Annotated in this window: 25 protein-coding genes; 4 read left to right on the top strand and 21 right to left on the bottom strand. The window is 38.8% G+C overall.

Features of this window, described 5'->3' with window-relative positions; translation table 11 throughout:
• Positions 1-516, top strand: coding sequence for a DUF3189 family protein (locus tag QNH29_RS13720; protein WP_283865306.1), 516 nt, complete (start codon positions 1-3; stop codon positions 514-516).
• Positions 517-602: 86 nt separating this feature from the next.
• Here QNH29_RS13720 and QNH29_RS13715 read toward each other — a convergent pair whose 3' ends face one another.
• The 7 genes from QNH29_RS13715 to QNH29_RS13685 all read right to left on the bottom strand — a co-directional run bounded on the left by QNH29_RS13715 (position 603) and on the right by QNH29_RS13685 (position 7,497).
• Positions 603-1,493: an XdhC family protein gene (locus tag QNH29_RS13715; RefSeq protein ID WP_283865305.1), complete on the bottom strand. Its 891-nt coding sequence runs from the start codon at positions 1,491-1,493 to the stop codon at positions 603-605.
• Positions 1,494-1,609: 116 nt separating this feature from the next.
• Positions 1,610-2,479, bottom strand: a complete 870-nt coding sequence (locus tag QNH29_RS13710; RefSeq protein WP_283865304.1) for an FAD binding domain-containing protein — start codon at positions 2,477-2,479, stop codon at positions 1,610-1,612.
• On the bottom strand, positions 2,464-2,940 hold the full coding sequence (locus QNH29_RS13705; RefSeq protein ID WP_283865303.1) for a (2Fe-2S)-binding protein: 477 nt from the start codon (positions 2,938-2,940) through the stop codon (positions 2,464-2,466). The genes QNH29_RS13710 and QNH29_RS13705 overlap by 16 nt, the downstream gene beginning before the upstream one ends.
• On the bottom strand, positions 2,937-5,099 hold the full coding sequence (locus QNH29_RS13700; RefSeq protein ID WP_283865302.1) for a xanthine dehydrogenase family protein molybdopterin-binding subunit: 2,163 nt from the start codon (positions 5,097-5,099) through the stop codon (positions 2,937-2,939). The genes QNH29_RS13705 and QNH29_RS13700 overlap by 4 nt, the downstream gene beginning before the upstream one ends.
• Positions 5,100-5,392: 293 nt before the next feature.
• Positions 5,393-5,989, bottom strand: a complete 597-nt coding sequence (locus tag QNH29_RS13695; RefSeq protein ID WP_283865301.1) for a nucleotidyltransferase family protein — start codon at positions 5,987-5,989, stop codon at positions 5,393-5,395.
• 436 nt (positions 5,990-6,425) lie between these two features.
• Complete coding sequence (locus QNH29_RS13690) at positions 6,426-6,575, bottom strand: hypothetical protein (protein ID WP_283865300.1); 150 nt, start codon at positions 6,573-6,575, stop codon at positions 6,426-6,428.
• 154 nt (positions 6,576-6,729) lie between these two features.
• On the bottom strand, positions 6,730-7,497 hold the full coding sequence (locus QNH29_RS13685; RefSeq protein ID WP_283865299.1) for a spermidine synthase: 768 nt from the start codon (positions 7,495-7,497) through the stop codon (positions 6,730-6,732).
• Between the two features lie 263 nt (positions 7,498-7,760).
• Between QNH29_RS13685 and QNH29_RS13680 the strand changes: the two genes are divergently transcribed.
• Positions 7,761-8,678 carry a hypothetical protein gene (locus QNH29_RS13680; RefSeq protein ID WP_283865298.1) on the top strand — a complete coding sequence of 306 codons (918 nt, stop codon included), beginning with the start codon at positions 7,761-7,763 and terminating at the stop codon, positions 8,676-8,678.
• A 508-nt stretch (positions 8,679-9,186) separates the two neighbouring features.
• Positions 9,187-9,963, top strand: a complete 777-nt coding sequence (locus tag QNH29_RS13675; RefSeq protein WP_283865297.1) for an arylamine N-acetyltransferase family protein — start codon at positions 9,187-9,189, stop codon at positions 9,961-9,963.
• Positions 9,964-10,093: 130 nt separating this feature from the next.
• Here the strand turns inward: QNH29_RS13675 and QNH29_RS13670 are convergent, their stop codons facing one another.
• Genes QNH29_RS13670 through QNH29_RS13660 form a run of 3 tightly spaced genes read right to left on the bottom strand, consistent with a single transcriptional unit; the run spans position 10,094 to position 12,501 of the window.
• Complete coding sequence (locus tag QNH29_RS13670; protein ID WP_481858800.1) at positions 10,094-11,203, bottom strand: HAMP domain-containing sensor histidine kinase; 1,110 nt, start codon at positions 11,201-11,203, stop codon at positions 10,094-10,096.
• Positions 11,193-11,879, bottom strand: coding sequence for a response regulator transcription factor (locus QNH29_RS13665; RefSeq protein WP_283865296.1), 687 nt, complete (start codon positions 11,877-11,879; stop codon positions 11,193-11,195). Before QNH29_RS13665 ends, QNH29_RS13670 begins: the two co-directional genes overlap by 11 nt.
• A 55-nt stretch (positions 11,880-11,934) precedes the next feature.
• Positions 11,935-12,501 carry a VanZ family protein gene (locus tag QNH29_RS13660; protein WP_283865295.1) on the bottom strand — a complete coding sequence of 189 codons (567 nt, stop codon included), beginning with the start codon at positions 12,499-12,501 and terminating at the stop codon, positions 11,935-11,937.
• Between the two features lie 202 nt (positions 12,502-12,703).
• Between QNH29_RS13660 and QNH29_RS13655 the strand changes: the two genes are divergently transcribed.
• Positions 12,704-13,726 carry a phosphotransferase gene (locus QNH29_RS13655; protein ID WP_283865294.1) on the top strand — a complete coding sequence of 341 codons (1,023 nt, stop codon included), beginning with the start codon at positions 12,704-12,706 and terminating at the stop codon, positions 13,724-13,726.
• A gap of 300 nt (positions 13,727-14,026) precedes the next feature.
• Here the strand turns inward: QNH29_RS13655 and QNH29_RS13650 are convergent, their stop codons facing one another.
• From QNH29_RS13650 to QNH29_RS13600, 11 genes are all read right to left on the bottom strand, one after another.
• Positions 14,027-14,194: a hypothetical protein gene (locus QNH29_RS13650; protein WP_283865293.1), complete on the bottom strand. Its 168-nt coding sequence runs from the start codon at positions 14,192-14,194 to the stop codon at positions 14,027-14,029.
• Between the two features lie 34 nt (positions 14,195-14,228).
• Positions 14,229-15,086, bottom strand: a complete 858-nt coding sequence (gene purU / locus QNH29_RS13645; protein ID WP_283865292.1) for a formyltetrahydrofolate deformylase — start codon at positions 15,084-15,086, stop codon at positions 14,229-14,231.
• 28 nt (positions 15,087-15,114) lie between these two features.
• Positions 15,115-16,515 (bottom strand): dihydrolipoyl dehydrogenase, encoded by a 1,401-nt coding sequence (lpdA, locus tag QNH29_RS13640; protein WP_283865291.1) that lies wholly within the window; start codon positions 16,513-16,515, stop codon positions 15,115-15,117.
• 82 nt (positions 16,516-16,597) lie between these two features.
• Positions 16,598-16,903, bottom strand: coding sequence for an iron-sulfur cluster biosynthesis family protein (locus QNH29_RS13635; protein WP_283865290.1), 306 nt, complete (start codon positions 16,901-16,903; stop codon positions 16,598-16,600).
• A 23-nt stretch (positions 16,904-16,926) separates the two neighbouring features.
• A complete protein-coding gene (lipA, locus tag QNH29_RS13630) occupies positions 16,927-17,805 on the bottom strand; it encodes a lipoyl synthase (RefSeq protein WP_283865289.1) in 879 nt (292 codons plus the stop codon).
• A 100-nt stretch (positions 17,806-17,905) separates the two neighbouring features.
• Complete coding sequence (gcvPB, locus tag QNH29_RS13625) at positions 17,906-19,390, bottom strand: aminomethyl-transferring glycine dehydrogenase subunit GcvPB (RefSeq protein ID WP_283865288.1); 1,485 nt, start codon at positions 19,388-19,390, stop codon at positions 17,906-17,908.
• A complete protein-coding gene (gcvPA, locus tag QNH29_RS13620) occupies positions 19,383-20,735 on the bottom strand; it encodes an aminomethyl-transferring glycine dehydrogenase subunit GcvPA (protein WP_283865287.1) in 1,353 nt (450 codons plus the stop codon). The genes gcvPB and gcvPA overlap by 8 nt, the downstream gene beginning before the upstream one ends.
• 1 nt (position 20,736) lies before the next feature.
• On the bottom strand, positions 20,737-21,132 hold the full coding sequence (gcvH, locus tag QNH29_RS13615; protein ID WP_283865286.1) for a glycine cleavage system protein GcvH: 396 nt from the start codon (positions 21,130-21,132) through the stop codon (positions 20,737-20,739).
• 59 nt (positions 21,133-21,191) lie between these two features.
• Positions 21,192-22,304, bottom strand: coding sequence for a glycine cleavage system aminomethyltransferase GcvT (gene gcvT / locus QNH29_RS13610; protein ID WP_283865285.1), 1,113 nt, complete (start codon positions 22,302-22,304; stop codon positions 21,192-21,194).
• Positions 22,305-22,319: 15 nt separating this feature from the next.
• Positions 22,320-23,201: an L-serine ammonia-lyase, iron-sulfur-dependent, subunit alpha gene (gene sdaAA / locus QNH29_RS13605; protein WP_283865284.1), complete on the bottom strand. Its 882-nt coding sequence runs from the start codon at positions 23,199-23,201 to the stop codon at positions 22,320-22,322.
• A complete protein-coding gene (locus tag QNH29_RS13600; protein ID WP_283865283.1) occupies positions 23,202-23,714 on the bottom strand; it encodes a serine dehydratase beta chain in 513 nt (170 codons plus the stop codon). It lies immediately after the preceding gene.
• Between the last annotated feature and the right edge of the window lie 4 nt (positions 23,715-23,718).

Below are 23,718 nucleotides of genomic sequence, written 5' to 3'. Positions count from 1 at the left end.
ATGATATATATTTATAATGATTTTGCAGGAACACATTCAACCGCTTTGGCTGCCGCCTATCATCTAAAACAATTACCTCAATCGGAGAGAAAATTAACTTCAGAAGAAATATTAAATGTACAATTTTTCAACAAACTTTCCAATAATGATTTTGGAAAACTTTTATTTCACGGGACCGATAAAAATGGTAACTCCGTTTACACCATAGGACGGAAAAGGGACAAACTTGTAGTCCCGGCGTTGAAAGAAATATCTTTACTTTTTCTAGAAAAATTTCATGTAAATGAAAAAGTCATTTTCTCCAATACATCACCTACTGTTCCACTTACCATGTCACTTGGTGGTTTATTTTCAAGAAAGTTACACATTGATATCATTGGTGTACCATTGTTAGTGATTGGTGCCAAGCATTCCTGCGATACTATTTATCGGTTGGTACAAAATACGATACAGGTTGGTAATTCCAGTTTTAATGAAAAAGTGATTATTTTAGAAAATGAAGGATATCGAGTTTGACGTAAGTATTTTCTCAAAGTGCTGTTATACGATACCCTAAATAAAAAAGAGGATTACCCTTATGGATTCTCCTCTTCTACCGTATCTCATTGTAATGATCTATTTAATTGTTTCACTTTTACAGGCTTATTTTCTCTGGTAAGTTTAATGATCTCACCAATAATACTGATGGCAATTTCTGCTGTGGTTTCGGAGCCAATTTCCAATCCGATAGGAGAACGAACCTGCTCAAGCTGTTCTTCTGTGACACCTTCACTTTTTAATTTTTCAAATATGGTTATTACCTTGCGCTTGCTGGCAACCATTCCGACATAGGCAATCGGAAATTGGAGTGCTGTTTTTAACACTCGATCATCACCATCTTTTGTCACAATAATCACATAAGACTTTTCATTTAGGTTGGCAGCGAGTAAAGCGTCTTCTATATTCTCGTTTACAAAAAGGTTTGTTGCATTTGGGAAGCGTTCCTTCGTTGCATAACCAACCCTGTCATCGACAATGCAATAAGGATATTCCAGGGAATCGGCGAGCTTCGATAACGCATGTGCTAAATGACCAGCTCCAGCCAGAACCAGTTCCGGCCTGCTTGTGTACACCTCAATGAACACCCGCAATGTTCCGCCACAACTCATCTGAATTCCATCTTTTGCGTGGCGATTTAGTTTGTATTCAACGAGTTTTGATTTCCCGTTTTGAATGGCCTTTACACTCTCTTCGATGATATAGTGTTCTGCCAAGCCTCCTCCGACCGTGCCTTCTATAGTGCCATCGCGGTATACAATCATTTTTCCAACATGCCTGGGAGTTGAGCCCTTTGATTCTATAATCATGGCTAGTGCAAAGGTTTCGTTTTGACGATTCAGCAAAGCGACTTTTTCCATCAATAGCATAATTAAGCTCCCCCCTTTTTCACGAAAATCCTTATGAAGGACTAATCTTACTGGGAATTCTTCTGATTTGTCTTTCATCGTACTCATGAAGGACTAATCTTACTGGGAATTCTTCTGATTTGTCTTTCATCCCACACATGAAGGACTAATCTTACTAGGAATCTTCTGTTTTGCCTTTCCTCGCCTTTTATGCTGCTTTTGACTTAGTTTGGTTGATATTGCTTCTTACTAAGAAAATATCGCAATAGATTTAAAGCCACTGTTTTTCTATATAAAGCAGTGGAGCGATGGTCGTCGATTGGTTTTATGATTCTATCGAAGGCTGCCACTACCTGCGCGATGTCTGAGTCTGATAGCGGCAATGTTTTTCCACACAGTTTCTTTTCAATATCAAGGGAACGAACCATCGTAGGTCCGACCGCCCCGAAGGCAAAGCGAACATCTTCAATGACAGCACCATTTACACGGACATATCCTGCAAATCCTACTTTGGCAATGGCGTCTGCATTGCGGTTGCCGACTTTTTCAAAAACAACATGAGCACCCTCTTCTAATACCGACGGCAGTATGATCTCAGCCAGTATCTCATTTGACTCACGTTGCACCTTGCGTACACCTTGTATAAAATCGCTAATCGGTATGATTCGCTCTCCATTAACAGAGCGCAGCAATAGCTTTGCGTTGTAAACATATAATAACGGCAGTGTGTCTCCAGCTGGAGAAGCGTTGCAAATATTTCCTCCCAAAGTCCCTCTGTTTCGAATGGCCGGTGCGGCAATGGTTTTGATTGCCTTCTTTAAAGGAATGGGGATTAACGGGTCATCAACTAATTCACTATAGGTACAGCAGGCACCAATATGGAGATCCCCACCTTTTTGATACACCCGTTTTAGCTCAGTGAGATGGTCAATAAAGATAATGGGTTTCCGGATTTTCGGTGGTACTCCTCTTCGGCTTTTGTGAAGGACCATCACATCGGTACCACCAGCCATAACTAAACAGTCTTCTTTATTCATTTGGCTCAACGTTTGATCTAATTGATCAAATCGATATGAAGTTATTTTTTCTGCCATAAGCCGTCCCCTTTTTTCGCTGCAGAGTTGATCGCATCGACAATCATATTGTAGCCCGTACATCGGCACAGATTTCCGGAAATCCCTTCGCGTATTTCATCTTCTGAAGGATGAGGATTATTGGACAATAAAGCTGCACTTGCCATAACCATCCCTGGTATGCAGTAACCGCATTGTACCCCGCCGGCATTTGAATAACTCTCGTCTATGATTTTAAATTGTTCACTATCCATGATTCCTTCAATGGTTACAACATTCGCTCCTTCAATCGACCCAATTGGAATAAGGCAGCTGTTTTGCAGAAGGTTATTAACAAAAACGCTGCATGCTCCGCATTCCCCTTCGCCGCAGCCTTCTTTTGTTCCGATTAACAGATACTCATCTCTTATTACATCTAGCAATCTTGCTGTAGGAGGAGCTTCTGTTTCTATTTTTCTTCCATTTAGCGTAAATGTAATCATCCTTCTTCACCTTCTTTCATCAAAAGACTTTCGATAATGACTTCAGGTGTAACCGGAATTTGCTGAAAAGGAATTTGCAGTGCATCCTCAATTGCCGCTTGGACAGCTGGCGCGCCGCCAATTAACGTCAATTCACCTGCACCCTTCGCCCCATATGGACCATCGGCATAGGGATTATCAAAGACCTTGCTTTGAATGGAAACTACGTCCATTGATGTGGGAGGTCCATAATCGGATATGCTCTTTTGTTGAATTTTACCTTGTTTTGAAGTCATCTTCTCTAGATATCCGTACGCTAATCCTTGTGCTAAGCCGCCGTCAATTTGGCCTTTCATCACACGGTCATCGATGACCTTCCCTACTTCATAATTGGCATATACTTTTTCTAATTTTACATTCCCTGTCAATGTATCAACTTCTACCTCTACAAAATTTACACCCCATGAATAAGCCGGATAGGCGTCTCCCGTGAAGTTTTTTTCATCCCACGGAATCATTTCACGGTGAACATAGTCTTCCACCACTTCCTGTTCAACCCCTGGTTGCCACTGTGCCTTCAGTTTTTTCGCGGCTCGTTCAAGTAATTTCCCAACAATCATGGTCGTTCTGGAGGCTACTGTCGGACCAGAATCTGGAACTTCCTTTGTATCGGGATAAGGGAACGATATTTCCTCGTATGGAAGATCAAGTTCTTTGGCGACAATCTTACTTAGGGTTGTGAAAATACCTTGTCCCATATCAGAATTTGATATTTTAAGTGACACCCTATCGTCTTTTGATTTAACAAGCTTCACCTTTGCTTTAATATGATCTCGTTCACCGCTGCCTGTAAACCCACAGCCGTGGAGGAACAACGACGTTCCAATCCCTTTTTTATAGCGCTGATTTTGTTGATTGAACGTTTGAAACTCTGCTTTTTTGTTTTTGTAATCGGACGCGTTAAGCAAGTCCTCAATCATTTCTTCCATTAATATTGGGTCGCGGAAATTTCCTTTGGTGATCGTGGGGTCTCCCTGTTTGACGAGGTATTTTTGTTTATATTCAAGTGGGTCGATGTTTGCTCGTTTACTAAGATGACCGATATGACTTTCGATTCCAGCAAAGCTTTGTGGAGCCCCAAAGCCTCTGAAGGCACCATTCGGAACGGTATTGGTTTTTAAGACATATCCTTTTGCGTGAAAATGCGGAATTTTATAAACACCGGCACTGTTTAGTAATGCGCGCTGCAGCACGACTGAGCTCAATCCCACGTTCGCTCCGCCATCAAGATAAATCTCCACATACATGCTCAGAATATTTCCTTCCTTATCAATCGCTGTTCGATACTTGAGTTTGGCTGGGTGCCGTTTCGTTGTTACGACCATATCCTCAGACCGGTCGAACACGAGCATGACTGATTTTTTGACTGCTTTTGCGGCAACGGCTACGTGACACGCCATCATCGACGGAAACTCTTCTTTCCCGCCAAACCCTCCGCCAGTTGGACTTTGAACCACTCTTACGTCATCGTCACCACATGCTAAGGCACTTAACAAAGCATTTTTTATATAATAAAGACATTGCATTGATCCTTGGACGACAATTTCATCATCCTTATAAATGGCTAGCATTCCTTGCGGCTCAAGGTAAACATGCTCTTGATAACCTGTATAATACTCTTCTTCAATGATCTGATGAGCTTCCTGCTCGATAGCTGAAATGCTATCTAAGCTTTCCCCAAATTCATAGTTTGCCATCGTAACCCCTGGAGCTGACTTTTGTTTAATTGCTTCATCCAGCGTATAAATAGCCTTATGTTCTTCCAGTTCAACCTTCACTACTTCTAACAAGCGGTACAGAATTTCTAGGTCTTCTCCAACGAGCATGAGAATCGGCTCACCAATATATGTGACCCACTCATTGGCGAATATGGGCTGATCATCTTTAATTATTTTTACGTAATTTGGTCCGGGGATCTCCTCTGCTCCAACCGCCTCATATCCTTCTGGAAGGTTTGGTAATTGAATGGATTTGATTTTACCGTATGCAATGGGAGATCTATATAAAACACCATAAACCATATTTTCCACTTTTACGTCACTAATATAGGCCAACTGGCCAGATACCTTTCCTTTATGGTCCTTTCTGGGCACTGAGGTGCTTATGTCTTTAAGATTCACATTCCAACAACACCCTTCGACTGATGTTTATAAAAAATACATGATTAATAGAAGCCTCTTCCTACGATTTTATCAATGAGGATGATGTTTTATGATTACTTTCATTAAAGAAATTAGTTCTTTTCATTATATTTTAATGTCGGGAAACTTTAGCTAACTATGTAAGAGAGTTTGACAAAGAATTTCATTTTCGGTTTTCTATTAGCAATAAACAATTAAAAAAAAGCAGCTCCTTCCAATCTGCCTGTTTATAATAAAACAAGTGGATTAAATTGAGCTGCGCAAATATTAATTTATTTAGAAAAATAATCGTGATAATACTGAACTGCTCTTTGGTAATCCTCCTTCGTATCAACATCCATGAGTATTCCTGGGTCATCTACATTTATATATTCCTTTTCAAAACCATTCAGGACTACACGTAAATTACTTTCCGGATCAGTTTCGAGAATTTTTTGTTTTACTTCTTTTAATAACTTGATAGGATGTCCACCTTTATAATGAAAGCTAGGAATCACTATGTTCCCTTTATGGTCTGCGATAAGCTGAAGTGTCTCTTTTTTCACAAGTGGACAATCTCCAGGTGTAATAAAGAAGCTTGTAGCCTTAATTTCGTTGCAGCCCTTTTGAATGGAAGTAAACATTCCCTGATCAAAGTTTTCATTGTAAACAAATTTTATCTGAAAAGAATAGGCATTTTTACTACTGATTTTTGCAATTTCTTCTTGGATTATTTCCGCTTGAAACCCAGCTACCACGATGACTCTGCTGCATAATCCATCAAATTTAAGGATTGTTTGCTCCAACACGCTCATTTGCCCCAGTGGTAAAGTCATTTTAAATGCTTTCGCTCGGCTGGAATATCCAGCAGCTAGGACGATTGCTTCCATTTTTATCACCTTATACATATCGTTTTTGGTTGTGATTTTCTAAGCTGTTTTTTTGTTCATCATGATGGTTGAAACTCTAACATAAACTACACATCTCAATTTAGATCTACTCCTATTTAGAGATGCAACAGTGAGCATTCTAATTATACTCCACTTTGTTTGTAGTCTGCTCAATATTATTTAGCATTTCCTTTTCATAATATAGATGAATTACATCTACGATAGAAAATTCATTTAAAAAAATACGATATATCATAATTCCACATTGCTGTTCGTCATTGAGATAACCACCTTTTTGAGAATATTTACTTACCAATAGACTATTTATGTTCCAAATGGTTGGTATAAGCAAAATAACGTTATGGAATAAAAAAGATCCTCTTAGACTAGACTAAGAAGATCCTTTAATAGACTACGCATTTAAATCCTGCCTAAATTATAAGCAAAGAGTAGTAGCTAAGCATTCTTGAAGACATTCAATAACGTCCGGACGAGCGCCGAGCAAAATTGCCACTACCAAAGCCAAAAACAATAGCAGTGCTATAACAATTTCAACCAGACTTACAGTACAAGTTTGTCCTGCCATTGGTCATCGCCCCCTTTCTATCATTTTATATAAGGAAATTTTTTTTCATCCCCTTATATTAGACAAGCTATGTTGAAAGAGAGCGATAGGTTCTAGTTAGATAACTCAATTTATGAAATTCTGGTTATTGTGCTAAGAAGATTGATACTCACACCTATTCACCCATAATCTGCAACGGGGTCGCCTCACGAGGTAAATAGTCCTCCAGTACGCGCCGACTTGCAACGAAAAAAATATTTTGTTTAGATCTTTTCTTGGGATTGGTAGCAAACAGCTTCACGTAGGGATAGATTTTTGAAATCTTCGCGTATAGCGACTGCAAGAATTCATCCTTTCTTACCTTTCCAATATAATTCATGATTAGTATTCCTTTGTCGGACAGCTTTTCGTTTGTCAGAGTAAAAAACTCTTTTGTTGTTAGGTGAATCGGAATTTCATTGCTGCTGTATGCATCCAAAAAAATGATATCCTGAGATTGTACCTCCTGAGTTTTTAAGAGTGCTAGTCCATCACCGACTTCCACGTTTTTTCCCGTATGTCCAAAGTACTTCTTGGATACCTCGACGACCATCGGGTCAATCTCCGCTGTTACCAAATATTTATGCGAGTAATAAGAGCTCACAGTGCCAATTCCATGGCCAATAATAAATCCTTTTTTAAAATCAGATGCATAGTGATCAATTAGTTCAACGGTGATTCGACTGTATGAAGCGACCAGGCAATGCGGTTGTTCCAAATTTATTACTCCTTGGACAGCATCAGATGTAAATTGAAGTATTCGGAATTTCCCTCGCGTTCCTTCGTATTCGTTTCGATCCATAACGTAAATATCTTGATAAGCGCTTGAAGTCTTATAAACTAACGTTGATCCGTATCGAGAAAAATGACTTTCAAAACCTTTATTTCTATCTAAAGGATACATAAATACACCTCCATAGCATGTTTACTATAGAGTATTCATTTGGACTGATATTTGAGTGAATAAATAGCATAGGAGCCCTGCGTAAAATCGCATCAGCAAACTGAGACGAACTTTTAGGAATTCGTAATGGATGAGTGAATAAATATAGAAGATTATTTTTCCTTCCATGATGATATTAACACACTACATTTTAAGTCAAACCACATAAGATATAATAAAATTTCTGAACATATTCATCTTAGAAATAAAAAGGTGGTTAAATAATGAATGATAATGAAATCATTAATGAAAATAGTGTACAGAATACGGATAATAATGTAGATAAGGAGACTATCAAGAATCTCACCAACAATTTAGTAAAAGATGCAAATTCGATGGATTTAAGTTCGATCATGCAGCTGGCAAAAAATCTTCTAAATAACGATTCGATCATGAATTCTGTTGCGGGAATTAGTAAAATTAAGCAAAATTCTACACTTCCTGAATCTGAAGTTTCTGAAAAACAAGAAAATCCAGAGTTGTCTTCTTTATCTCAAAAACTGGAGAATATCGCTAATAATATTTCAGATAATAATGTAGATAAGGAGACTCTCAAGAATCTCACCAACAATTTAGTGAAAAATGAAAATTCGATGGATTTGAATTCGATCATGCAGCTGACAACAACTCTTCTAAAAAACGATTCGCTCATGAACTCTGTTGCGGGACTTAGTAAAATTAAGCAAAACCCTACACTTCCAGTATCTAAAGTTTCTGAAAAACAAGAAAATAAAAAGTGGTCTTCTTTATCTCAAAAACTTGAGAATATCGCTATTGATCTTTCAGAATTAAAAAAAGATATTGTAGAGCTGCCTTCTTTATCTCAAAAACTAGAGAATATTGCTAATGATCTTTCAGAATTAAAAAAAGAAAATGTAGAGCTGTCTTCTTTATCTCAAAAACTAGAGAATATTGCTAATCATATTTCAGTATTAAAAAAAGAAAATGTAGAACTGTCTTCTTTATCTCAAAAACTAGAGAATATTGCTAATGATATTTCAATATTAAAAAAAGAAAATGTAGAGCTGTCTTCTTTATCTCAAAAACTAGAGAATATTGCTAATGATATTTTAGAATTAAAAAGAGAACAAAATAGTCTTACTAAGTTATTCACAAAAATATTTAAAAAAAGTAAGAAATAGTCATATATAATCTTAATACATTTCAAATTCTTTTTGCTTTTTCAGTTACTTAATTGAGAATCTTGAGAAAAACAGTTTTTTTAAATCAAGGAAATGGCAACGGAAAAGAAAATGTGCTATACACTATCCCACAAATGAAAAATACTTATAGGTTTATTTCGTTTTAGGATTTACCCAAGTTTTTTTCTTTTTATGATAGTTAAAATGGCTTTTACAAAATCTTAAACATAAAAAAACGCCTACTTTCTTTGGTAGGAGTTTTTTTTGCTATCTGTTCAATAAAATTAAATTTCTTCGTAGACTTCCCTTAAATTCTTAAGCAAACCTTGTGGTTTAAGTCTGTTGTAAAATACTTCACTGCCTGATCTACATTTATACAAATAAACCATTTAGTAATAACACTATTCTTGTTATAGTTCAAACCGTCCTTAAGGAGTTTTTAAAATTGGGATACTTAAACACTTTTTGATATCATTTAATATAGGTATACGTCAAGGAGGATTAAGGAATGAACGACTTAAACGTACTTTTTCGTAATAGAGTAGGTATCCCGCAAAATGAAGTAATCACTTTTCATTATCTAGATAATGTTCTTGAAAAGACCGCGAAGTCCATTCCATTTGAGAATTTATGTATTATCGAGAATAGAATGAAGGAAATTACAAAAGAAAATTTAACGAGTAAAATCCTTGAACAAAACGAAGGCGGGCTTTGTTATGAACTAAATACCATTCTTTATCTTTTTTTAAATGAAAATCACTTTAACCCAACCTTAGTCCGCGGAGTAACGTATAATCATATGGAACAACAGTGGAGTGCGACTGGGAATACTCATGTACTTAATCTCATTACCCATAATGGGCAGGTTTTTATTGTTGATACGGGATTCGGAGGAAACCTGCCGTTAAAGCCTGTTCCGTTAAGTGGTGAGTGTGTTGCATCAATTAATGGTGAATTTAGAGTAGATCCTGTAGAAAGTGAACATGGAGATTATATTTTGTTCATGAAATTAAATCGCAAAGATGAAGAGTGGAAGATCGGATACGCTTTTAATTCTAAAGACAAGGTTCATAATCTAACTGACTTGAATGATGTTCAAAGAATTATCGTTGAACATCCTGAATCTGCATTTAATAAGAAACCATTAATCACTAAAATAACTGACAATGGCAACATTACATTAACCGACACATCGTTTACCGAACATGACTTTCATACATTGAATAAGGAAACCATTGATGAAAGAAGATTCAATGAAATAAGAAAAGAATATTTTAATCTATAATAATACAAAAAGAAGAGATGTCTGGTACTGTCGCATCCGACAAGTGACAGGCACCTCTTCTTTTATGGATAAATACTACATATTTACCATTTTAACCAAATTTTTCGCATATACCCAAATTAGTTACTTTCTACTCCTTTAATAAGGTAACGATAAAGGTGGTTTTCATAGCAGTGCTTTCTACAGTAATCGCACCATTATGCAATTCAACGATACTTTTGGCAATAGCAAGTCCTAATCCGGAACCACCCGTATATTCTGAGCGTGATTTTTCCAATCGGTAAAACCGATCAAAAATATGCGGAAGATCTACACTTGGTATAGCCTGACCATAATTACTGATGGCAACCTCTATCGTTTCCTCATGTTCCACTATTGTAATATCTAAATATTTCCCATCTTTCCCATATCGAATGGCATTTTGAATCAGGTTTTCAAATACTCTTACCAATTTAGTCCCATCACCCATCGTAATCGGATTTTCGGTGGCAGTGGATTGTCTTACTTGCATTCCCGCTTCTTGCAGCTGAATCCGATATTGAACAGCAATTTGATTTATCATTTCTTCAATATTTATGGGGGCCTTTACCATTAGGATTTCTTTGTTTTGTACAAACGTGTATTCAAATAAATCATTGATCAAATGATGTAATCTCTCTGCCTTTGATTGGACAATTTGGGTGTAATACCGTAATTCAATCTCATCACGATATTGGTCATTATTGATAAGGTTTAGGTACCCAAGTATTGAGGTTAGAGGTGACCTAAGGTCATGGGCAACATTCGTTACTAAATCATTTTTAATTTGTTTGGCTCTTCTCTCTTCCTCAATTGCCTTTTGGGCTTGATTGATCATTTCGTTAATACTCTCTGCTAGAAGTCCTAATCCGTTTCCATCTATTTCGACTACCTTTTTATCAAAATTAGCTTTTGCGATTGACTGGACTTCCTCTGATAGCATAGAAATCCTAAATTCTGTATATCGCTGTTTTTCATATTGATAAAATAGAAAAAGGAACGCACAGAAAATAGAGCAATAGAAAAGAATAATGACTAACGGCCCAAAATAAGACAATATTCTAACTATCAGTGAAAAAAACCTTGAGTGCTCATCGTAATACTCTAATGAAGGAATCACAAAAAAGGTGGTAATCATTGTCATTAATGCAGAAAGAAAGAGATAACAATAGATTTTTTTATTAGGAATAAACCTTACGACATGAAGGAAATTATTTTTCAACTTTGTAGCCAACCCCCCAGACTGTCTGAATAATCGATTCCCCAGGCATAGCTGCTTCTATTTTATCTCGTAAGTTGCTTATATGAACCATAACCGTTTTATTCGACCCTGTTCCAGGCTCATTCCATACTTTTTCAAAAATCTCTTCAGAGCCAAAGACTCTGCCGCGATTCTTGGCTAACAAATATAAGATATCAAATTCAATCGCCGTTAATTTTATTTCTCTTCCGTTTGCCGTGACTCCATGACTATGTTTGTCAATTTTTAGTGAAGAAATTTGAATGATGTCATTCTCTGCTGCAGTAGACTGGTAACTGGCTCTTCTGAGTAATGCTTTCACTCTTGCCGTTAATTCCAACGGGTTAAATGGCTTACTCATATAATCATCGGCACCTGACATTAGTCCAATAATTTTATCCATATCTTGTACTTTTGCGCTCACCATCAGAATTGGCACTTGATTGACTTTACGAACTTGTTTACAAAATTCTAACCCATCCATTTTTGGCATCATAATATCTAGAACAATGAGGTCCACCTGATTCTTTTCCAAAAAAAGAATTGCTTGGACTCCATCAAATGCTTTATTGATGGTATAGCCTTCATTGCGGAGGTAAACTTCAATCAATTCCGCAATCTCTTTATCATCATCGACAACAAGTATGGACTTACTCAAAATAACCACCCCTAAACCAGTCGGATTCAAGCATAAATCCCCTGGATTAGAGGATTTACGCCGTTTTTGCTAATGAAACTTTAGCAGCTAAAACCTTAAATAGTTTTATTTTTACCAATTTCTTTATGATTAAGAATCCTACTACTGCCCCGAGCGTATTGGCAATAAGGTCATTAATATCTGCTATCCTGCCACTTCCCAAAGTGACTTCGATCGTTAACTGCAGGATTTCTATTGATAAGCTTAAGTAGAAACCGTACCTTGCTGCTTTTCTTGCTGAATCTACTTTATCATTTAGTAACAGTAAATACACTCCAAAAGGTATCAACATAATGATGTTTAAAACAAACGTTGGAATATCAATGGTTAGAATAGGAATAAACTGAATTTCTTTTAAAATCGCCAGCCACAATGGGCCTGTCCATTCATAACCACCCGGATAAACTTCTATTGGGAAAAATACTAAATGAATCACTGTTAAAAGGTAAATCGCTAATGTTATTAATGTAAAATATTGACCAGCTTGATAGTTCTTTTTTCTAGCCCCAATGAAAAGCGATAGCAAAAAGATAATGAATGCTGGAATCAAAATATACCATGAATCTATTGTCAAAATCTCCATCTTATTTCTCCTCCTAATTTTTAGGTTGTTTTCGCTCTCCCCTTCGGTTAAGCGATGATTTTAGTATAAAAACTATTTTTAAAGTTTTTTTAAAGATAGAGTAAAGGTTCTCTAAATTATAATAAATTCTTCTTTAAAAGCTTCCATCTCAACATGATATACTTACATCAGAAACATAAAAAAATGCAAAGGATTACGAATTATGGTGTTACATAAGAATACATACATAGATGATATCCTTATCCAATACTTTCCAGTAGGCACCTGGGAGACTTGGGTTGGGCAAAGTGGCGCAAACAACACCACTCGATTTGTTCGTGTGGATAACGAGCAATATGTACTTCGCGTTTATGAAACCCATCAGGATGAAGCTAAGGTTCAGTATGAGCATGCTGTTCTAGTTGCGTTAGCAGAATTGCCTCTAACTTTTTCGATACCTCAGACGGTCCGAACACGTGATGGGAAAACAATTGTTAGAACGAGGGATGGAAAAATTGCTGGTTTATTTCGGTTCTTGGAAGGTGTAAACCCTGCTTTGGATGAATTAGCAGAAATTCATTCTTATGGGAGAACTAGTGGCCTGTTGTCAGCTTCGCTGGCACATATCCAAATCAATCAGATGCCTGCTTACAAACCGTATTACGAGATTGAAAGTACTCATCCTAGTTGTTCTTTACAGGATATTTTGCGCTTTTGCAAAGAACCACCGAGGGAATTTTCGGAACAGACTGCAGATTTACTCGTTATTTATGAACAGCTCACCTCTTTTATGGAAAAAGTACCAGCCTTAAGGGGATTGCCGCATCAGCTTGTTCATGGCGATTTAAATGCCTCCAACATTCTAGTTAACAAAGATGGAAGGGTGTCAGTTGTTCTTGATTTTGAATTTGTTACGAACGACCTGCGGGTAATGGAATTGGCTGTTTGCTTATCAGACTTCACCCGGCCAAACGAAGACAAAACCATTACTTGGGCAAAAATGAATGCCTTTCTTTCCGGTTATGGGCAATCTATAAAATTTACAGAAGCTGAAATCAATGCAATTCCTGTTCTTATCCAACTAAGGAGTCTTGACGTTTTCATACATTTCCTGGGACGTTATTTCGATCAGGTTAGCTCCATCGATAACGTTAATGAATATATTCAAAAGTCTGCGATACGATGTAATTGGATAATGGCAAATAAAAAAGAGTTGATTACTCTATGTACTACTAATCTCACGTAATTTTGTCATAAAAAAGTGTTAGGGATGTCCAAATCATTGGATTCACCTAACACTTTTTTGTGGTATCTTCTTAAACATTGTTGTTTTTGGACGGGTTTGGCTATTCGTTTGAGCAAGTCAGTCTGATTCAAGGGCTCTTTCTGACAGATTCAGCTTTCCCTTGAGTCAGTCTGTCAGTATCAAGGGCTCTTTCTGACAGATTCGCCTTTTCTTAGAGCAAGTCTGTCTGAATCGAGGGCTCTTTCTGACAGATTCGCCAACTCCAAGACCAATCCTAACCAAATCAAGAGAAAAAAGTCTCTACGACCACTTCACGAATGAATGAACTAGTATACCAACGGCAAAAAGGAGCAGCATGATATGTATATAGTTTAATCTACGCTGTCGTTTATTTTGAAGAAATAGCCAAATCCAAAGTATTGCTAAGACGATATGAATAATGTCCAGTACCTGTTCATCTCCTGCCATTAGCACCATCTCCTATAATCAATGAGACCCACTCTTATGCAAAGACAATCGTTTTATTACCATGGACAAGTACTTTATCTTCAACATGCCAAGAAACGGCTTCAGCGAGAACTCTCTTTTCCACATGACGTCCTGCTGTTTTTAAATCGGCTGCTGTATAGCGATGATTAATACGCTGTACATCTTGTTCGATAATTGGTCCTTCATCCAGATCATTCGTTACATAATGTGCTGTTGCCCCTATTAACTTCACCCCTCGGTTAAACGCTCGTACATAGGGATTTGCCCCCACAAAAGCTGGTAAGAAAGAGTGATGGATGTTAATGATTTGTTTCGGATAATGGGAAATGAATTTTGGAGAAAGAATTTGCATGTACCTGGCCAGAACAATAAAATCTACCTGTCCTTTTAACAGTTCTAATGCTTTCTGTTCGGCTTCTTCTTTTGTTTCCTGCGACAGCGGGATATGATAATAAGGGATTCCATAACCCTCAACCATTTCTTTTAAATCGGCATGATTACTGATCACCATCGGGATGTCTACAGGAATTTCGTTCGATTTCCACCTCCAAATAAGCTCAGTGAGACAGTGGTCTGCTTTGGAAACAAAGATGGCCATTCGCTTTCTTCTCTCATTACTGCTCAACTGCCAATCCAAAGCATAATCCCGTGCCAACACATGGAGATCTTTTTCAATTTTTTCATATGTAGAATCAAATTCTTCCAAATCAAACTCAATCCGCATAAAAAATATACCTGCTTGCGGATCGGTTGTATGCTGGTCAAAATGAACAATATTTGCTTTGTGTTCCAATAAAAAGTTCGTTACTGTCGAGATAATCCCTGGCTTTTCTGGACAAGAAATTAATAATCTTGCACGGTTCGTGTTCATTACTCTTTCACCATCCTTATGATATGATTTATGCGTGTATTGCCTTTCCATCTACTGCAAGCGCCGCTTCACCAATGGCTTCAGCCAGTGTCGGGTGTGGATGGATCGTATGAGCAATGTCCATAGCAGTTGCGTTTAATACACGAGCAAGGCCAACTTCAGTAATCATATCGGTTACATGCGGCCCTACCATATGGGCTCCTAACAACTTATTGGATCCTTCTTCAACGACCAGTTTGACAAAACCATCTGATTCTCCAAAAACCAAAGCCTTTCCGATTGCACGGAATGAAAATTTACCAGTCTTGATAGGATATCCTTTTCCCTTTGCTTCTTCTTCTGTAAGCCCCACACTTGCTACTTCTGGACTGCTGTAAATACATTTTGAAACAAGAGTCACATCAAGTGGTACCGGGTTTTCTCCTGCCATATGTTCAATGGCTATGATTCCTTCATGTGAAGCAACATGGGCAAGCTGCAGCCCGCCAATCACATCACCAATGGCGTATATGTTCGGTTCATTCGTTTGATAAAACTCATTCGTTTTAATAAAACCACGATCGAAATCAATCGTCGTATTTTCCAGGTTAAGACCTTCTGTATTGGGTAATCGTCCTACAGAAACTAAAAGTTTATCAGCAGAAAATGAAGCTTCTTTTCCTTTATGTTCTGCCTTTATTGAAACACCGTCACCCTTTTCAAGTGTCTCAGGCAGCACCTTTGCGCTAGTGACAATTTTTACACCTTTTTTCTTCATTAAACGCTGGATTTCCTTTGATACCTCTTGATCTTCTGTTGGTAATATACGATCGGCATATTCAATTACGGTTACTTGTAATCCGAAGTCCACGAGCATCGATGCCCATTCAATTCCAATCACTCCGCCCCCTACTATAATAATAGAAGTTGGAAGTGCCTCCATTTTCAACGCTTCATCCGATGTCATCACATATTCTGCATCTACTTCCAGGCCAGGAAGTGTTCTTGGACGTGAGCCTGTTGCAATTAAAATATTCTTGGTGTTTAAAATGACTTCACCTTCATCATTGTTCATTTCCACTAACACATTACTAGACTGCAAGATACTGCCTTTCCCCTCATACACATCAATTTTTCCTTTTTTCATTAAATGCTGGACACCTTTAAACAACCGTTCTGTAATTTCTTCTTTTCGAGCTTGTACTTTTGAGAAATCTAGTCCAACTTCTGGGGCAATCACACCGAACTTTTCTACAGTTTTTGTTTGCGCATACACTTCTGCACTTCTTAATAAAGCCTTACTCGGGATGCAGCCAGCGTGAAGGCAGGTGCCGCCGATCTTTCCTTTTTCAATCACCGCTGCTTTTAAACCTAATTGTGAAGCGCGTATGGCAGCAACATACCCGCCTGTTCCACCGCCGATTATTACAACATCATAATCTTTTGTCATCTTCGACTCCCCTTAATTAATAATATGTATCTATTTCTATATGAAAACTTGGATTTGTCATAGTGAACTACAAATGTTCCTATTAATCTATTTGAATTGAACAGGCACTAGAGATAAAGCTTTCTCCAACTAAAAAACCTTGTTCGGGATTATAATCAATTTGTGTTTCTTCATCTAAATATCGCTTTGTAAAACGATCTAGTCGAATCTGAATTCCTTCCGTTTCGATGATTAAGTCATTTCGTCGTGGTTCATCAAATACAATGGAAAACTTAACAGTCATTCCGCAGCCGCCAGCCACGTCGGCGTCAAGCCGGGGAGTCTGCTCTCCATTGACGGCCATTTCCTTTAGCTTAATCATTGCCGCTTCTGTCATTTTTATCACCATAGGAATTCAATCCTCCTTAATGTTTACGCATTCGCCTTGGCAGCATTCACCTGTTCGTCAGCATGATACGAGGAGCGAACGAGCGGACCTGATTCACAGTGACTAAAGCCCTTTGACATGGCAATCGTTTTTAGCTCTTCAAACTCTTGTGGACTCCAATACTTCTGGACTTTCAAATGATGTTTGGTTGGTTGTAAATATTGACCGATCGTCATAATATCTACATGGTTAGCACGAAGATCATCCATCGTTTCGATAATTTCTTCCTTTGTTTCTCCTAAACCAATCATAATGCTAGATTTAGTTGGAATCGTAGGATTCATTTGTTTTGCGCGTCTTAGGAATTCAAAGGAACGCTCGTATGTTGCCCGAGCACGAACTTTTGGTGATAACCGTTTGACTGTCTCAATATTGTGATTTAAAATGTCTGGCTTGGCATCCATTAATGTTTTTAAATTGTTATACTCACCCTTCATATCGGACGGGAGGACTTCAATGCTGCAGAATGGATTGCGTCGTCTTACTGCCCGTACTGTTTCTGCAAAAACCCCAGCTCCGCCATCTAATAAATCATCACGAGCAACGGCGGTAATCACGACATGCTTTAATCCCATTTGTTCCACTGACTTTGCAACACGTTCAGGTTCATCCCAATCCAGCTCTGTCGGGAGCCCTGTTTGTACCGCACAGAAACGGCACGCACGGGTACAGATACTTCCTAAAATCATAAAGGTTGCGGTTTTGCGGACAGCCCAGCATTCATGTATGTTGGGACATTTTGCTTCTTCGCAAACGGTATGCAGCTTTTTTTCACGCATCATTTTTTTTAAGCCCGTGTACTCTTCGTTTGTATTTAATTTTATTTTTAGCCAATCTGGTTTGCGAACATAATCAGTAGCCATTTTTTACACTCCTATGAACTGTCATGAAGTTTATTGATTTAGGTGAAACACCAGGAATGGCAGCGTATGAATTGCCATCCCCAGCGGTTCATGTTTAGAATTACGACATTACCGTTTCTTTCTTTACAGTTTGCTCTTTGGTATAACGCAAGATTGGTTGTCTAGCAGCCTGAACTTCATCTAATCGACCAATTACCGTTGTATGTGGTGCATCCAATACGACGCCTGGATTTTCTTCGACTTCTTTTGCAATTTGAATCATGACATCTGCAAAAGCGTCCAATGTTTCTTTTGACTCTGTTTCTGTTGGCTCAATCATCAAACATTCCTCTACATTTAGCGGGAAGTAAATGGTAGGCGGATGGTAGCCAAAATCCAACAGGCGCTTCGCCATATCCAGTGTTCTGACACCAAGCTTTTTCTGTCTTGTTCCCGATAAGACAAATTCATGCTTACAAATTTGTGAATACGGTGCATCAAAATATGGTTCTAGTTTTTTGCGGAGATAATTCGCATGTAGAACAGCACTTTCCGATACTTGACGTAACCCTTCTCCCCCCATAGTTCGAATATAGGTGTATGCCCGTAATAGAATACCAAAGTTTCCATAATAACCTTTCACTCGGCCAATCGAAAGCGGTTGGTTATAGTCTAGTACATATTCTTCATTAACTTTTTCTACACGCGGTACTGGTAAAAATGGAATTAGTTTTTCTTTCACACCGACTGGGCCTGCACCCGGACCGCCGCCTCCATGTGGTGTTGTAAATGTTTTATGAAGATTTAAATGCACGATATCAAAGCCCATTTGACCAGGAGTGGTTTTCCCTAAGATAGCATTGGCATTGGCTCCATCATAGTAGAGTAAGCCTCCTGCTTCATGAACCACTTTCGCAATTTCTACTATTTCTTTTTCAAATAGTCCAAGAGTATTTGGGTTTGTCAGCATTAAAGCGGCTGTATTATCATCTACATGTTTCTGTAATTCTTCTAAATCGACTAACCCATGATCATTAGATGGAATCGTGATCGTATCAAAGCCGGCAACCGTTGCGCTTGCAGGGTTTGTTCCGTGTGCAGAGTCCGGAACAAGGACTTTCTTTCTTGTCTCCCCTTTTTGATTATGGTAGGCTTTGACCATCATTAATCCGGTCCATTCGCCTTGAGCACCTGCTGAAGGCTGTAATGTGACGGCATCCATTCCTGTGATGACAGCTAATTCTTCCTGTAATTCATATAAAACCTCTAATGCGCCTTGTACCGTTTCAGTTGGCTGGTATGGATGAATGCGGCTAAACCCTTCCAAACGTGCTACGTCTTCATTTATTTTCGGATTGTACTTCATCGTACAAGATCCAAGCGGATAGAACCCATTATCAATCCCATGGTTTTTATTTGATAGCGCGGTGTAATGTCGGACGAGCTGTAGTTCTGATACTTCCGGGAGTTCTGCCGGAAGGTCACGAATTAAATGTTTGGGAAGTTTATCATTAAGATTAACCGTATCAACATCACTCTCTGGCAGGCTTGAACCAACACGTCCCTCACGACTGATTTCAAAAATTAAATCATTATATTCAACCATTTACAGCTGCCTCCAATACCTCGATAAATTGGTCAATCTCTTCTTTTGTCCGCTGCTCTGTTACGGCAATCAGCATTTGATCTTCTAAACCGTAATCATTACCTAAATCAAACCCGCCTATAATGCCTGCCTCAAACAGTTTCGCATTGATTTCTTTTACTGGACGAGGCAATTTGACGACAAATTCATTAAAGAATGGGGCTTGATTGATAATGGTAAAACCTTTTTTAGATAGAGATTTTGCCATATAATCAGCTTTTTCAAAATTTAGCTGTGCCATATGACGAATTCCTTGTTTTCCAAGAGCACTCATACAAACTGCAGAAGCTAACGCATTTAATGCTTGGTTCGAACAAATATTGGATGAGGCTTTATCACGGCGAATATGCTGTTCACGAGCTTGCAGGGTTAAGACAAATCCTCGCTGCCCCTTTTCGTCACGCGTTTGCCCGACAATTCGTCCTGGGATCTTTCGCATGAATTTCTTACTTACGGAAAAATAACCACAGTGCGGGCCGCCGAATGACATCGGGATTCCTAATGGCTGCATATCCCCAATTACAATGTCCGCTCCAAGCTTACCAGGTGCCTGCAGGAGTGCTAGTGCCAATGGATTGGCACTGACAATGAAAAGCGCTCCTTTTGTATCCGCGATATTCTTAATTTCTTTTAAATCCTCAATGGAACCGAAGAAGTTTGGGTATTGAACAATCACGGCAGCAGTGTTTTTATCAATTTGGCCTTGCAGCTGTACTAAGCTTGTTTCATCATCAGTAAGGTTGACATCTTCAACTTCATAACCTTGGCCATCTGCTACTGTATTTAAAATGGCACGTGATTCAGGATGAACGGCCTTGGATACAAGTACTTTTGAACGTTTTGTCGTTGCAACGGCAAGTGATGCGGCTTCAGCAAGTGAGGTAAAGCCGTCGTACATCGATGAATTGGCGACATCCATTCCAGTCAGTTCACACACCATGGTTTGAAATTCAAATATCGCTTGTAATTCCCCTTGGCTGATTTCTGGCTGGTACGGTGTATAGGCGGTGTAAAATTCCGAACGTGATATCATATGATTGACCACACTTGGTATGTAATGATCATAAGTCCCCGCACCAAGGAAGGTTGGGTAATGATTGGCATTTTTATTTTTAGAAGCAAGCTGATTCATTTTTTTGGTAAGAAGTGATTCTGGAACAGCCGCTGGAATATTCAGTTCTGATTTTAGTTGTATCTCTGCTGGAATATCTTCAAATAACTCATCGATTGAAGAAATATTTAAAAAAGATAGCATTTCCTCTTGATCTTGTTTCGTATCAGGGAGGTAACGATAAGTAGAAGTCATCTTATTCCTCTCCTCCATTAATAAATGCTTGGTATGCTTCTTCATTTAAAAGTGATTCCAGTTCTTCTGGATTTGACATTTCTACTTCTATTAACCACCCTGCATCGTATGGATGTTCATTAATCGTCTCAGGGGCGTCTGCTAACTCTTCGTTTACTGTAACCACCGTGCCTGATACAGGAGAATATAGATCTGAAACTGCTTTTACAGATTCGATGGTTCCCATTGAATCATTCGCTGTTACTTCATCATCCACTTCTGGTGTTTCAACGAAGACGATATCTCCTAATTGCTTTTGTGCAAAATCAGAAATTCCAATTCGTACTCGATTTCCCTCTAGTTGTAATACCCATTCGTGTTCCTTGCTATATAGTAAAGTTGCTGTTGTATTTGTCATTGTTTCTCTTCCTTCCAATTGTAATTTTTGTTCATACAAGTTAATACTCTATGACTCTATTAACCTTTTTTATAAAAAGGTGTTTTAACCACAACGGCTTCAATCAACTTATTTCGAATTTCCACTTTCACAGGTGTTCCAACTTCTGCATGTTGTACTGCAATGAGTGCAAGACCAATGCTTTTCTTTAAAGATGGTGATTGAGTTCCTGATGTTACTGCACCAATCTCCTCTCCATCTGCTGAAACTACTTTATACCCATGACGCGGTATTCCACGGCCAGTTACTTCTATCCCTACTAATTTTCGTTTTAATCCTGCTTCTTTTTGTACTAAGAGTGCGGATTTACCGATAAAATCACTTTCTTTGTTCAGTTTGACTGCAAACCCGATGCCAGCTTCAAGGGGACTAATATCACTTAATAGCTCTTGACCATAGAGTGCAAGACGTGCTTCAAGACGAAGAGTGTCACGTGCGCCAAGTCCACATGGTTTTAAGCCATCTTCACTGCCTGCTTCTAAAAGCTTTACCCAAAGTGCTTCTGCTTGCGAAGCAGATAAATAAAGCTCAAAACCATCTTCTCCTGTATAACCTGTGCGTGATACGAGTACATCTTTCACCCCGTCCAGATCAACATGTTGAGCAAAAGTAAATGGTCGAATTTGTGAAAGATCGATTCCCGTTAACTTTTGCACGATACTTTCAGCCTTTGGACCCTGGATAGCAAGCTGAGCGATTTGACTCGAAATATTTTGTAGTACCATCTCTCCTCTTGCCTGCTGTTGCATCCATTCGAAATCCTTCTCAATGTTTGCCGCATTAATGACTAGTAAATATTTTTCATTTTCTAATTTGTACACTAATAAATCATCGACCGTTCCGCCGTCCGGATAGCACATTACGGTATACTGAGCTTGATTGATGCCAAGCTTTGTAACATCATTCGTGCAAATGTAGTTGATGTATCTCTCTGCATCTTTTCCTACAACAAGCACTTCACCCATATGAGACACATCAAAAAGCCCTGCTTTTGTACGAACCGCCTCATGCTCATCTAAAATACTGGAAAACTGTACTGGCAGTGCCCAGCCTCCAAAATCAATGACCTTCGCTCCGAACTTCCCATAAACTTCAAAAAGTGGTGTTTGCTTTAACGCTGTTGCTATCCCCATTGTTAACCCTCCTGCTTAAGATTTTTTACAAAATAGCCGTTCCTTTACCTGTTTACCGGTTTCTGTCGTGGCCAGACCACCAAGCGCTGTTTCCCGTAGTGTCCGAGGCATATCTTTTCCAACCCTATACATCGCTTCAATCACTTCATCACATGGAATTCGGCTTTCAATCCCAGCTAGAGCCATATCAGCCGCGGAAAAAGCGATGGAAGTTCCAATCACATTCCGCTTAATGCAAGGAACTTCAACAAGTCCTGCTACTGGATCACAAACTAAACCTAAGAGTGACTTCATGGCAATTGCTGTTGCATTAACAGCCTGCTGCGGCGTTCCGCCTTTTAATTCACAAATTGTTCCTGCTGCCATAGCGGTTGCAGATCCAACCTCTGCCTGACAGCCTCCAGCTGCACCTGAGATGAATGAACGGTTCGCAATGATAAACCCGAGCATACTAGCGGTGAACAATCCCATGACTAAATCTTTATAGGGTGTGCCATCATTCTTATGAAGCGAAAACAATACACCAGGCAAGATGCCCGCTGCTCCGGCAGTTGGAGTGGCAACTATAACCCCCATCCGTGCATTGTTTTCAGAAGTTGCCAATGAAAAGCTCATTGCATTGCTGACATAATTTCCTGACAGAGATTTCCCTTGATTTACGTAATCATACATTCTTACGGCGTCCCCGCCAGAAATTCCACTTGGTGCGGTTGAGGCATCCTTTATACCGCAGTCAACGGCTTCTTTCATTTTGATTAAGCGCTCTTCCATCATGTTAATAATGGTATTTTGGTCTTTTCCTGATTTTTCTGTTTCCATCATCAGCATGATTTCACCAATGGTTTTTTGTTCTCTTTCACAAACTTCTATCAGCTCTTTCATAGACTGTACCTTCATCTATATTGCCTCCATAAGTGCTTTCCCTCTTGGTTGATAGCGTCTAGCGAGAACTTTGAAGTCATCGCCTGCACTTAAACGAATATCTACCTTCTTTTCATTTATCATGAAGATTTTAGATAAGCCGCCGCCAAGTGAGGCACCGCCTACCGTTATAACGCGATCATCGTGTTTCACTATTACCACTGTAGTATTAGGGTGATCATAAAACTTACAGCTGTTTTCGAATTCGAAATAATATTGCATGCCAGCTTCCTTTGCCCACTCCAACGAATGTTTAATGCGGGTATCATCGGTGTCCATCCCAAGCAATCCGCCAAGAAGGGCTTTATCTGTTCCATGTCCTTGATACGTTTCAGCAAAGGAATCATAAAAAACAATATTGACCTCTTTTGGAATGTCTCCTACAAGTTCATAAATAAATTTCCCGATCGATACGACACCTGCTGTATGTGAACTTGATGGTCCCACCATAATAGGGCCAATAATGTCAAAGCAACTCTGAAATTCCATCCTC

The organism is Neobacillus sp. DY30, assembly GCF_030123065.1.
GTDB lineage: Bacteria > Bacillota > Bacilli > Bacillales > Cytobacillaceae > Neobacillus.
This window is presented reverse-complemented; position numbering and strand designations above follow the sequence as displayed.